The organism is Thalassobium sp. R2A62 (genome assembly GCF_000161835.1).
Classification (GTDB): domain Bacteria; phylum Pseudomonadota; class Alphaproteobacteria; order Rhodobacterales; family Rhodobacteraceae; genus Thalassobium.
Window position 1 is genome coordinate 1,639,761 of record NZ_GG697169.2, and the last position, 12,388, is coordinate 1,652,148.

General features: G+C 54.9%; 12 protein-coding genes. 8 read left to right on the forward strand and 4 right to left on the reverse strand.

Annotation, left to right across the window (positions count from 1 at the left end):
- Positions 1–94 precede the first annotated feature (94 nt).
- The 3 genes from TR2A62_RS08190 to TR2A62_RS08200 all read left to right on the forward strand — a co-directional run bounded on the left by TR2A62_RS08190 (position 95) and on the right by TR2A62_RS08200 (position 4,550).
- Positions 95–964 carry a phytanoyl-CoA dioxygenase family protein gene (locus TR2A62_RS08190; RefSeq protein WP_009158894.1) on the forward strand — a complete coding sequence of 290 codons (870 nt, stop codon included), beginning with the start codon at positions 95–97 and terminating at the stop codon, positions 962–964.
- Positions 964–1,560, forward strand: coding sequence for an HD domain-containing protein (locus tag TR2A62_RS08195; RefSeq protein ID WP_009158181.1), 597 nt, complete (start codon positions 964–966; stop codon positions 1,558–1,560). The genes TR2A62_RS08190 and TR2A62_RS08195 overlap by 1 nt, the downstream gene beginning before the upstream one ends.
- A gap of 65 nt (positions 1,561–1,625) precedes the next feature.
- A complete protein-coding gene (locus TR2A62_RS08200) occupies positions 1,626–4,550 on the forward strand; it encodes a valine--tRNA ligase (RefSeq protein ID WP_009159584.1) in 2,925 nt (974 codons plus the stop codon).
- 34 nt (positions 4,551–4,584) lie between these two features.
- Here the strand turns inward: TR2A62_RS08200 and TR2A62_RS08205 are convergent, their stop codons facing one another.
- Positions 4,585–4,749, reverse strand: coding sequence for a hypothetical protein (locus TR2A62_RS08205; RefSeq protein WP_009158271.1), 165 nt, complete (start codon positions 4,747–4,749; stop codon positions 4,585–4,587).
- A 96-nt stretch (positions 4,750–4,845) separates the two neighbouring features.
- On the opposite strand from TR2A62_RS08205, the gene TR2A62_RS08210 reads away from it, so the two are divergent.
- Positions 4,846–5,955 (forward strand): pyridoxal phosphate-dependent aminotransferase, encoded by a 1,110-nt coding sequence (locus TR2A62_RS08210; RefSeq protein WP_009160519.1) that lies wholly within the window; start codon positions 4,846–4,848, stop codon positions 5,953–5,955.
- Between the two features lie 3 nt (positions 5,956–5,958).
- Here the strand turns inward: TR2A62_RS08210 and TR2A62_RS08215 are convergent, their stop codons facing one another.
- Positions 5,959–7,191: an alanine--glyoxylate aminotransferase family protein gene (locus TR2A62_RS08215; RefSeq protein WP_040821305.1), complete on the reverse strand. Its 1,233-nt coding sequence runs from the start codon at positions 7,189–7,191 to the stop codon at positions 5,959–5,961.
- Positions 7,192–7,368: 177 nt separating this feature from the next.
- Between TR2A62_RS08215 and TR2A62_RS08220 the strand changes: the two genes are divergently transcribed.
- From TR2A62_RS08220 to TR2A62_RS08230, 3 genes are read left to right on the forward strand one after another with little or no spacing between them, the layout of a single operon-like run.
- Positions 7,369–8,061: a tyrosine-protein phosphatase gene (locus tag TR2A62_RS08220; RefSeq protein WP_009160000.1), complete on the forward strand. Its 693-nt coding sequence runs from the start codon at positions 7,369–7,371 to the stop codon at positions 8,059–8,061.
- Positions 8,058–9,815, forward strand: a complete 1,758-nt coding sequence (locus tag TR2A62_RS08225) for an ABC transporter ATP-binding protein (RefSeq protein ID WP_040820480.1) — start codon at positions 8,058–8,060, stop codon at positions 9,813–9,815. Before TR2A62_RS08220 ends, TR2A62_RS08225 begins: the two co-directional genes overlap by 4 nt.
- The gene (locus TR2A62_RS08230) at positions 9,808–10,533 is read left to right on the forward strand and encodes a folate-binding protein YgfZ (RefSeq protein WP_009158066.1); all 726 of its coding nucleotides are present in this window, start codon (positions 9,808–9,810) and stop codon (positions 10,531–10,533) included. The genes TR2A62_RS08225 and TR2A62_RS08230 overlap by 8 nt, the downstream gene beginning before the upstream one ends.
- 55 nt (positions 10,534–10,588) lie before the next feature.
- Here TR2A62_RS08230 and efp read toward each other — a convergent pair whose 3' ends face one another.
- Positions 10,589–11,152, reverse strand: a complete 564-nt coding sequence (gene efp / locus TR2A62_RS08235; protein ID WP_009160074.1) for an elongation factor P — start codon at positions 11,150–11,152, stop codon at positions 10,589–10,591.
- Positions 11,153–11,378: 226 nt separating this feature from the next.
- Between efp and TR2A62_RS08240 the strand changes: the two genes are divergently transcribed.
- Positions 11,379–11,699: a DUF6280 family protein gene (locus TR2A62_RS08240; protein ID WP_009157516.1), complete on the forward strand. Its 321-nt coding sequence runs from the start codon at positions 11,379–11,381 to the stop codon at positions 11,697–11,699.
- 68 nt (positions 11,700–11,767) lie between these two features.
- On the opposite strand, the gene TR2A62_RS08245 is transcribed toward TR2A62_RS08240, so the two are convergent.
- Entirely contained in the window at positions 11,768–12,343 is a 576-nt protein-coding gene (locus tag TR2A62_RS08245) for a hypothetical protein (protein WP_009160411.1), read from the reverse strand.
- Positions 12,344–12,388 lie beyond the last annotated feature (45 nt).

The window sequence follows — 12,388 nt, forward strand, 5'->3', positions numbered from 1 at the left end:
CCCGTTTATCTATGTCGTATTTAGACGCCGTAAACAGACAAGACGCACCCCCGCTATCCATGCGCAAATTTGACGGTAAGAAACGAGGCCCGCCATGACGACAACTCTGAGCAAAACCGAAATCGATAACTATTGGAACGATGGCTATCTCTTTCCAAAACGCGTGATGTCCGTCGAAACTGCGAACGCTTTGCGTATTGAGCTTGAACAGCTCGAAGCCGACTGGCTCGACAATGGTCTGACCTTGCCCTTGAACACGTACAAGCGGATCAACGCCCAAATGGTAATGCCAATCGCGCATGAGATTGGCGTGATGGACAGTATTCTGGACGTCGTCGAGGGGGTGCTGGGTCCGGACATCATGCTCTATTCGACAGAACTCTTAATCAAAGAGGCCCGCACCAAGAATGTCGTCACAATGCATCAAGATTTGACCTATTGGGGCATGGGTGAAATCGACGGCCTGACGACGGCTTGGCTCGCGTTGTCGCCGGCGACCCGCGAGAGCGGATGCATGGATTTTGTCCAAGCCAGCCACAAGAACCCGATCTTGCCGCACGAAGATAGCTTTGACGATCATAACCTTTTGTCCCGCGGCCAAGAGATCAAAGTGGACGTCTCGCCAGAAGACCGAGTGGCGGTCGAACTTGAACCAGGGGAAATCAGTCTGCATCACGGCCTTACGATTCATGGATCCGGCCCGAATGTATCGAACGATCGCAGGATCGGAGTGGTTCTGCGTTACCTGACACCCAAGATCAAAAAAACAGGGGGCGAACGCGACTATGCCCACCTCGCCCGCGGGGCAGACACAGACGGCAATTGGCAGCCCTACCTCGTGCCCCAAACACCCTTTGCGGAAGAAAACCTCGCTGTTTACACAGCGGCACGTACGCTACAAACCTCAGTGATGATGTCGGGTGCGAAAAAGTCCGGCGCGTTTTATGACAAGGCAGATAAGTGATGGACCAAGTTAAATTCACCGCGATGAAAGATGGCGACAAAGAAGATTACGACTTTCTGACCAAGCACGAGATTGAACACACCAAGGGTACCGCCGACCGTTTGCTGACTGCTCTTGTGGCATTAGACGAAGGTCTATCTGGCTATCAAATCACCCGCCTTGGCCACTCTTTGCAATCCGCGACCCGCGCGGAACGGGATGGCGCCGATATCGATTGGGTCGTCTCAGCGCTGTTGCATGACATCGGCGATATCTTTGCCCCCTATAATCATGACGAATACGCGGCAACAATTCTCAAGCCATTTGTACGCGAGCAATGCACTTGGGTTGTGGAAAAGCATGGCGACTTTCAAATGGTGTATTACGGCGAACATGTCGGAGCTAACCCTGAGAAACGTCAGCAATACGCAGGCCACATGTACTTTGACGACTGTGCAACCTTTTGCGAGCGCTGGGATCAATCCTCTTTTGACCCCAACTACGAGCACTTTCCGCTCGAGCATTTCCGCGACCGCGTCCACGACGTGTTTGCCCGCCAAGCCTATGATCCTGACGTGATCAAAGCTGGCATGCGTATGCCTCTGGTTCAGGGCTAGCTTCCCCCTTTCCCTTGGCCTGTCAAAACGCTATCTCAGCCTGAGACATACTCAGGATCTTAATCATGCCCCTCGACAAAAATTTTGACGCCACTATCGCCGAACCTCGCCTCTATGACGCTTGGGAAAAAGCTGGATGTTTTGTCGCGGGCGCGAATGCTAAGCCCGAGGCATCGACCTACTGCATCATGTTGCCACCACCGAACGTCACTGGCGTTCTACACATGGGCCACGCGTTCAACCACACTTTGATGGATATTCTGATCCGTTGGAAGCGGATGCAGGGGTTCGATACGCTGTGGCAACCCGGTCTCGATCACGCCGGCATCGCAACTCAGATGGTTGTCGAACGTCAGTTGGCAGAAGCAGGCAGCCCCGGCCGTGTCGAATTGGGCCGCGAGGCTTTCACTCAGAAAATCTGGGAATGGAAAGAAGAGTCTGGCGGCACGATTGTGGCCCAAGACAAACGTCTTGGCGCATCGATGGACTGGTCGCGGCTTGCCTTTACGATGGACGGTGCACCGGGCCAGCCCGGTGGCGCGCAAGGACCTGATTTCCACGACGCTGTCATCAAGACCTTTGTCGAGATGTATAAAAAGGGTCTGATTTATCGCGGCAAGCGCTTGGTCAACTGGGACCCCCATTTCGAAACTGCGATTTCCGACCTAGAGGTCGAAAATATCGAAGTCGACGGCCATATGTGGCATTTCAAATACCCACTCGCTGGTGGCCAGACCTATGAGTACGTCGAAAAAGACGAAGATGGGAACGTCACGCTGTCCGAGACGCGTGACTACATCTCAATCGCGACAACCCGTCCGGAAACAATGTTGGGGGATGGCGCCGTTGCCGTGCATCCGTCTGATGAACGCTATGCACCGATCGTGGGCAAGCTGTGTGAAATCCCTGTTGGGCCAAAAGAGCACCGTCGCCTGATCCCGATCATCACGGACCAGTATCCGGACAAGGATTTTGGGTCTGGTGCGGTTAAAATCACCGGTGCCCATGACTTTAACGACTACATGGTGGCCAAACGTGGTGGCATCCCGATGTACGCGTTGATGGATACCCGTAGCGCCATGCGTGCCGACGGCAAACCCTACGCCGAAGAGGCCGCAGTGGCCCAAGCAATTGCAAACGGAGAGCAAAAATTCAACGAGGCAATGATCGCCGCGATGAACCTTGTTCCAGAAGCCTACCGCGGGCTCGATCGGTTCGAAGCACGCAAGGCTGTGATCGCTGACATCACTGCGGAGGGTCTGGCTGTTATGACCACCGAAATGGTCAAAGATGAAGAAGGCAACGAAATCGAAACGATCGTGCCATTTGTCGAAAACAAAAAGATCATGCAGCCCTTTGGCGATCGTTCCAAAGTCGTGATCGAACCTGCGCTTACTGACCAATGGTTCGTCGACACCGATCAAATCGTTGGCCCAGCGCTAGACGCTGTGCGCGACGGAACCGTCAAGATCGTCCCAGAGCGCGAGGAAAAGGTCTATTTCCATTGGCTCGAAAACATCGAACCATGGTGTATCTCGCGCCAACTATGGTGGGGTCACCAGATCCCTGTGTGGTTCGATGCGGACGGCAACCAGTATTGCGCAGTCACCGAAGCCGCGGCCCAAGCTCAGGCAGGTGCGGATGTTGAACTGACCCGTGACCCAGACGTACTGGACACTTGGTTCTCTTCCGGCCTCTGGCCGCTCGGGACGTTGGGTTGGCCGAACGAGACACCGGAGTTGGACAAGTATTTCCCAACCTCCGATCTGGTCACCGGATCTGACATTCTGTTCTTCTGGGTTGCACGGATGATGATGATGCAGCTTGCGATGCTGACAGATGACAAACCTGCCGCCGAACGCATCCCTTTTGACACTATCTACCTGCACGGCCTCGTTCGCGATGCCAAAGGCAAGAAAATGTCCAAATCGACCGGCAACGTTATCGACCCCTTGGATATCATCGACGAATTCGGCGCAGATGCATTGCGGTTTACCAACGCGGCAATGGCCAGCCTTGGCGGGACGCTCAAACTCGACACGCAGCGCTTCACGGGCTACCGCAACTTTGGCACTAAACTGTGGAACGCGTGCCGTTTCGCTGAAATGAATGGCGTTTACGAAGGTCCACGCGTGGCGCTTGCCGATCTAATCCCACAGCAAACCGTCAACAAATGGATCATTGGTGAGACTGCCAAAGTCCGTGAAGAGGTGGATGCAGCCCTCGCCGCCTACCGGTTCAACGACGCTGCCAACGCGCTCTATGCCTTTGTTTGGGGCAAGGTTTGCGATTGGTATGTCGAGCTGTCCAAACCGCTGCTGCAAGGCGACGACGCAGACAAACTGGCAGAAACCCAGCGCGTGATGGCGTGGATTCTCGATCAATGCCTCGTGTTCTTGCACCCGATCATGCCGTTCATCACAGAAGAACTGTGGGCAGAGACCGGTACGCGGGACGAAATGCTGGCTGTCACGGATTGGCCAACCTTTGCCGCAGATGGTCTCGTCGACAGCGCGGCTGATGATGAAATGAATTGGGTGATTTCCCTGATCGAAGGCATCCGGTCCGCACGTGCGCAAATGAACGTGCCCGCAGGCCTCAAGGTGCCATTGGTCCAGACCGAGGCCGACAGCGCAGCCGAAACCGCATGGGCGAACAACGAGACGATGATCAAGCGTCTCGCACGCGTTGATGCGATGACCGTGAGCAGCGAAACGCCCAAAGGTGCGCTAACCGTGGCCACCACAGGTGCGACCTTTGCATTGCCTCTTGCTGACATCATCGATGTTGACGCTGAAAAGGCGCGTTTGACCAAGAACCTAGGCAAGCTAGCCAAGGAATTGGGCGGCCTACGTGGACGCTTGAACAATCCAAAGTTCCGCGAAAGTGCCCCAGACGAGGTTATCGCCGAGGCAGAGGGCAACTTGGCCCTGCGCGAAGAGGAAGAAGCACAGCTCAATGCTGCGCTCGACCGTCTGAACGAAATCTAGTGTTTTGGATGCGGCGCGGGGGTTCTGCGCCGCTTCAGCGAAATACGATTTTTTCTACTGCGCGCATCATGCCCATAGATTTGTCATAAACCAGCGTCAGAATGGGCCGTCCCTTGACGCCCACGACAGGTGCGATGCGGGCCGTGACGGCCGCGGCTCCGGTTGACGCGAGAAATCCACGGCGGGTCAACTTTTCCATTCGAATGCTCCTTTTTTTGAGAACGATTCTCATGTAGGGTCACTTTGTTCGATTTCAAACTTGCCGCCTTGGACCAGTTGGGCCACCTTCGCGCCTATGACCCAGCCCCAACTCACACCACTCGCACAAAAGCTTCCTTCGACGGTTCCATTTGTCGGCCCTGAAACCCAAGAACGCGCACGCGGCTCGGTCTTCAGCGCCCGCCTAGGTGCGAATGAAAGCAGCTTTGGCCCCAGCCCCCTTGTGATTGCCGCGATGCAAGCCGCGGCGTCTGATACGTGGATGTACGGTGATCCTGAAAACTACGATCTGCGTAGCGCTCTTAGCAGAGCCTACGGCACCCCGATGGAAAACATCGTTGTGGGCGAAGGGATCGACGGGCTTTTGGGATATTTGGTGCGGCTTTTCATTTCGGATGGAGACGCCGTTGTAACGTCTGCAGGCGCCTACCCCACATTCAACTATCATGTCGCTGGATTTGGCGGCGTGGTCCACGCTGTGCCCTATCGCGACGACCACGAGGACCCAGCCGCGTTGATCGCCAAAGCAATCGAAGTTGGCGCGAAACTGATTTATTTCGCCAACCCCGATAACCCAATGGGCACGCATCATTCTGCCGAGACTGTGCTTGAGATGATCGCCAAAGTCCCCAGCGACTGCCTGCTGATCTTAGATGAGGCATACGTCGAACTCGCCCCCGAAGGGACGGCGCCCACTTTCGATCCAAACACTCCCAATGTCATCCGCATGCGCACGTTTTCCAAAGCCTACGGCATGGCAGGCGCGCGCGTTGGACATGCCATCGGACCAGTCGATCTGATCACCGCATTTGGCAAAATCCGCAATCATTTTGGGATGAGCCGGATCGGTCAAGCCGGTGCACTAGCTGCAATCGCTGACACAGCCTATTTGGAAGACATCCGTGGGAAGGTGGCTGCCGCACGCGGTCGTATCTCACAGATCGCCGCGGACAATGGTCTAAGCATCATTCCTTCGGCGACAAACTTTGTCGCTGTGGATTGCGGTCAAGACGGCGATTTTGCGCGGCGTGTCTTGGCAGAACTCATCGCGAGAGATCTGTTTGTGAGGATGCCGTTTGTCGCACCCCAAGATCGGTGCATTCGGGTCAGCTGTGGAACACCGAGCCAAATGGATCAACTGGCCGCTGCTTTGCCCGAGGCCTTGATCGCTGCACGGTCCAGCTAACACTTATCCGCAGCAGCTGTTGCCAGGCGCACCACATTCCGAGAGTTGATCACCCGCATGATTGGCCAAAACAGTGGCGGCAGCTTCGATCGCCCCCCGCCCGTGCGGGATATTCAGCGCCTTGAGCCCCGCATCCAGGGTCGCGAGAACACCCATCACCATATGTGAGTTCACATGCCCCATATGCCCAATTCGGAAATAGGCATCTTGTGGTGCGCGGCCCAGCCCAATTCCTAACGTGACACCCGCATGGTTCTCCATCCAATTGCGCAGGCGGTCCCCGTCAGGAGATCCGATTTCAAGCGATGTGACAGCGTGACTTCGTTGCGCCTCGATCGGTACATTTAGTTTGAGCGGTCCATCTTGGTTCCAAACATCAACTGCGGTCCAAATCACCCGTGCAAATGTTTCATGCCGCGCCCAGACATTTTCCAATCCTTCATCATGGATCATATCGAGCGCTGCCCGCAGGCCGTAGATGTGATGTGTCGGCGCTGTACCGTCAAAATACTGATAGTATTCATCTGGATCTATTCGAGGACGCCAATTCCAATAGTGCGTCACACAGTCAGCTGTGTCGCGCGCTGCATTCGCTTTGTCATTAAAGAACACAAATCCAACGCCCGGAGGCGTCATTAGCCCCTTTTGCGAAGCCGTGACCATGACATCGACGCCCCATGCGTCCATCTCGAACCGGTCGCAACCCAACGATGCGATGCAATCTGCGAGCAAGAGCGCGGGATGCCCTGCCGCATCGATCGCCGCTCGGACGGCGGCGACGTCTGATTTGACGCTGGTTGACGTATCTACAAACACAGACAGAACCGCTTTGATCTTACCTTGGGTGTCCGCGCGCAAATGCTCCGTGACCAGCTGTGGGTCGATGTCGCTCGTCTGGCCGAACTCAATCAGATCAACAGTGATGCCCATTTTGGATGCAATCTCTCCCCACCCGTGCGCAAAACGACCAGTGGCCAAAACCAGGACCGTGTCGCCACGCGACAATGTGTTGGCGAGAGCCGCCTCCCAAACCCCATGTCCATTGCCAATATAGATCGCGGCATGATGCTCAGTTCGGGCAACCTGTTTGAGATCAGGGATCAAAGATGCCGTCACATCGTGCAATTCACCCGTATAGATATTCGGTGCTGCCCTGTGCATCGCTCGCAAGACAGAATCTGGCATAACAGATGGGCCCGGAATGGCGAGATAACGGCGGCCGTTGGCAAGTGACATAGCAATGCGCTCTTTCGTTGGGGTCAACAAACCCTACGCCCCATTTTGGCGAGGTCAATCGCTTGACGAGAATGTTTTGTGATAGACCACATCACAATCGGACGACGGGTCATCCTTGCCGCGCCTTGCCACATAGAACCACAACCACTACATCGGCACGAAGCAAAGGATAGGGACATGCTAGGCCGCACCTCGACCAAATACCGCAGATGGCGCAACGAAATGCGCGATCAGTCCGAGCAAGAGTGGGCGACGCCTGAAGGAAAATCCCAAGCGTGGTGGCATGATATGCTGTTCGACCACGCTTATTTGCGCAAATTCTGGACTAATTTCCGCACCTTGGACACCGGCGTCTACCGGTCAAACCACGGTGACGCCGCTCGATTTGGCGCTGATATTGACCGCCTTGGGCTGAAAACAATCATCAACCTGCGTGGTGCAAGCAAAGCCGGCCACTACTACGCCGAAAAAGAGCTGTGCACAGCTAAAGGTATCACATTGATCGATATCCGGTTAAACGCACGCAAAGCCCCCCGGCAACAGGCCCTTCTAGATCTTGTCGATGCGCTAGAAACCACTGAACGACCTGTTTTAATTCATTGTAAATCTGGCGCTGATCGCGCCGGACTGGGATCTGCCCTTTACCGAATGATCGTGATGGGTCACCCTACCAAAGATGCCAGATCAGAGCTTTCCTTTCGCACGCTACATGTTCGCAAATCCTCAGCAGGGATCATGGGGCATGTGCTCGATGTTTATGCCGCTGATACGGCTGACACCTCGCTGCCTTTTCGCGACTGGGTCGCTCAAAACTATGATCGCGAACGCATCAAGGCCAGCTTTCGTGCACTCACGTGGTGGCAAAGATGACTGATCAAACTCGCGACAACAGATCGTTGTTCAGATGGCTGTGGTCCACCTACCTCAGCCGATACAAATGGATCATGTCCATCGCCTTCTTGTTGATGGCGATCGAAGGATCGATGCTGGGCCTGCTCAGCTACATGCTACGCCCCATGTTCGACACCGTGTTTGTCGAAGGACGCGAGGGCGCTGTTTGGGTCGTTGGCTTTGTCATCTTAGGTATCTTTTTTACCCGTGCCATCACATCGGTCGCGCAGAAAATTCTGATCACCCTTGTCGCACAACGCAGTGTCGCCGTGATCAAAAACGATCTGGCCAGCCACCTAATGACATTGGACACCGGTTTTCACCAAAAAAACCCACCTGGGTATTTGATTGAACGGGTCCAAGGTGACGTGAGCGGCGTGGCCAAGATCTGGTCTGCGCTGATTACCGGTGCTGGACGCGACACAGTCGCGCTGATTTCGCTGATCATCGTCACACTAACGGTCGATTGGCGCTGGACCTTGGTCGCTGTAATGGGAACCCCTCTGATGGTTCTCCCTGCCTACCTCGCCCAACAATATGTGCGCAGCAAATCAAAGATCGCACGCGAAGTGGCGGGTAAGATGTCGCTGCGTCTGGATGAAGTGTTCCATGGCATCAATCCGATCAAACTGAATGCATTAGAGACCTATCAATCTGGTCGCTATGCCGCCCTCATCGACAAACGGGTCGAGGTCGAAGTCAAATCAGCAATGGGTCGCGCATTTATCCCAGGCCTGGCCGATATCATGGCAGGCATCGGTTTCTTTGCTGTGCTTTTATACGGCGGCCGCGACATCATTGATGGTGAAAAATCCATCGGCGAATTCATGTCGTTCTTCACTGCTATGGGGCTCGCGTTCGAGCCGTTACGCCGTCTCGCGGGCCTGTCTGGCCTATGGCAGAATGCCGCGGCGGGGATCGAACGTATTCGCGAATTGTTCGACATGCGTCCTTCGATCACTTCGCCAGTCACAGCCAAATTAGCGCCGACAGCTCCTCCGCGCGTTGAGCTGGCAGAAACCGAACTCTTTTATGGCGACCTGCCCGTTTTGCGTGGTGCCAGCTTTGTTGCCGAGGCTGGTCAAACAACCGCCTTGGTCGGGGCATCTGGCGCAGGTAAATCGACGATCTTTAACGTGCTGACACGTCTTGTGGACCCCAACGCTGGTTCAGTCACACTGGATGGTATCAAGCTTGAAGAAATTGGTCTCGGCGATGTACGAGCCAAGTTTTCTGTGGTGACCCAAGACGCGCTCTTGTTTGACGAAAGCATCCTAGAGAACATCGTTCTGGGCCGAACCGATGTTGACGATGCAACGTTGAAGTCCGCGCTGGATGCAAGCCATGTCACAGACTTCTTAGACAAACTGCCCAAGGGCCTCGATAGCCCTGCGGGGCCGCGGGGGTCGAACCTGTCTGGCGGTCAGCGCCAACGCGTAGCCATCGCTCGCGCACTTTTGCGTAACACTCCGATCTTGTTGCTAGACGAGGCAACATCGGCGCTGGATGCGCAATCCGAGGCCGTCGTTCAGAAAGCCCTCGAACGGCTCTCTCAGGGGCGTACAACATTGGTGATTGCCCACCGCCTATCGACCATCCGCGATGCCGACAAGATTGTGGTCATGGACCAAGGGCGCGTCGTCGACCAAGGCACGCATACAGAGCTCTTGGCCCGTGGCGGTGTTTATGCGGACCTATACACATTGCAATTCAAAGAAGACGATGATGCGTAAAGTTCTGGAACTGACAGGATCAGACGCGACGCCATTCCTGCAAAGCCTTGTGACCAACGATATTAACAAGCGTGGGCTGGTCTACACCGCCCTTCTTACGCCACAGGGCAAATTCATGCTCGACTTCTTTGTTCTGAACCATGACGATGCTCTCTGGATCGATGTCGCTGCTGACCATGCAGCCGGTCTGGCGCAACGCCTGACAATGTACAGATTGCGCGCAGACGTCATGATTGCCGAACTTGATATTACCGTTTCCAGAGGCACCGGCGACGCACCGATCGGTGCGTATCCCGATCCACGTAGCCCTGCGATGGGATGGCGCGACTATGGCGAGGCCCAAGACATGCCAACCGATTGGGATGCTTTGCGTGTTGCCCAAATGGTGCCGCAGCTGGATGCCGAACTGGGACCTGACAGTTATATCCTAGAAATGGGGTTTGAGCGCCTGAACGGCGTCGATTTCAAAAAAGGCTGCTATGTTGGCCAAGAGATAGTCGCCCGAATGAAGCACAAAACTGAACTGCGCAAAGGGTTGGCTCGGGTCTCATCTAGCGAACCACTGTCAGAAGGCGCCGAGATCACGTCCAATGGCAAACCTGTTGGTACAGTCCATACCGTGAGCGGAACAAGCGCGCTCGCGTACCTTCGTTTTGATCGCGCCAATGAAATGATCTCGGACGGTATCAACGTCACACTAGAAGAACGCTCGGTTTAACCCAAAAGAGCCGCCCATATTGGACGGCCCCTTCTTAGGATAACTATGATGTCGCTTATGCGCGCTCGGAATATTCCATCGTCTCAGTGTTCACGACGATATCCTCGTCCTGCCCAACGAACGGCGGCACCATCACCTTTAAACCATTGTCCAAGACCGCAGGCTTAAAGCTGTTGGCCGCTGTCTGGCCTTTGACGACCGGCTCGGTCTCAACCACTTTGCAGATGACCTTTTGCGGCAATGATGCTGACAACGCTTCGCTTTCGTAGAATTCGATGACGGCGGTCATGCCGTCCTGCAAGAACGGGCGACGATCGCCCAAGATGTCTACCGGCAACTCGATCTGGTCGTAGGTCTCAGTGTCCATAAACACAAGCATCCCATCATTTTCATATAGAAACTGCTGGTCCTTTTGTTCGAGACGCACTTTTTCGACTTTGTCCGCAGATCTAAACCGTTCGTTAAGTTTTGATCCTGTACGAAGATTTTTTAGCTCGACTTGCGCAAAAGCACCGCCCTTGCCGGGCTTTACATGCTCCACTTTGACGGCGGACCAAAGCCCGTCGTTATGTTCGAGCACGTTACCGGGGCGGATTTCGTTTCCGTTGATTTTGGGCATTGGTTGAATATGTCCGAACTGTGGCGAAAGGTTGAAGAAAGGTTATTGAACCCTATATCTTGGGCTCAATAGCATGACAAGCGGCCTAAATGTTCACTGAGGCATGTTCACTGAGGCATGCGCCCCACGCATGGCAGCCATGCAAAAAGAGAGTCGCAGAATCGGTAAAGATGCTGCATAAGCAACGGCACGCTAGAAAGACAAGAGCAATAAAAAAGGATGCGAGATGAAGGATTTCGTTGACGGCACTGCGTTCAATAACGAGCAAGGCAACCGCGCCCGCAAACTATTTGCAGCCGTGGTCTTGGCAGCTCTGGACGATGCGATCGCAGACGACAAGAAATACGGCAACGGTCCTGAGCAGATTGCTCGTTGGGCGCGTTCTCGTGACGGCCGTGAAGTTTTGTCCTGTGCTGGGATCGACCCGAACGAGCGCGTCGTAGAAGGATTGATGGACTTTGTTGGAAAAGGTGTTCGTACCTCTGTTGCGCTGTCACGCGAAGAGAGCGAGCGCCGGAATGCTGCTGAGCAGGCAAAAGCCGCTTAAGCGTTTCCAAAGTTCAATTTTAAAACGCGGCCTCTGCTCGGGCCGCGTTTTTTTATGGCCAATCGGCATTACCTAGCAAAGACAAACAACCAGATGAAACCGGGGGCGACTTCGGCCAGTCCGAGCGAAACGACCAACGCCCGCTCCCAAACCGATCTCAGACGTCGAAACAAGACGAGGCAGAACAGCAGGCTAAGCGTGATCTCGATTGGGGCGACGATGCGCGCGTGATGTCCACGATCCCAATAGCTTACTGGGCTTTCAAAGATCCAGGATGTCAGCGGCCAAAAATGCGCGCGGCCATCATCATGATGCAGCGGAAAATCCGACCCGATGTGCAGCAGTGCAGCCCCCGTCAGCGCAATACCCCACACAGTTCTGCGCCAGAGTGCGATCGCCAACAAGACACCCCAAACCACAGAACTGTTGTCGACCCGAAACACCGCCTGCCATGCATCGGAAAAGTAGAGCTTGCCAAACACGACGTTGGGATCAATTTGAAGAACGAACAGCGATACCCCCGCCATCAGATATAACGACAGGTCAGGGATCAATGCCCCCGCCAACGCGGCGGCTGTGACCTTGGGTTGATCGCGCTTCGCGAATGCGGCCATGCCAAAAATCAGGTGCGCTGGTGTGTTCATGGCTTTCCCCTAGGACTGTTGCTGCCTACAACCTAAGCCGGAGGT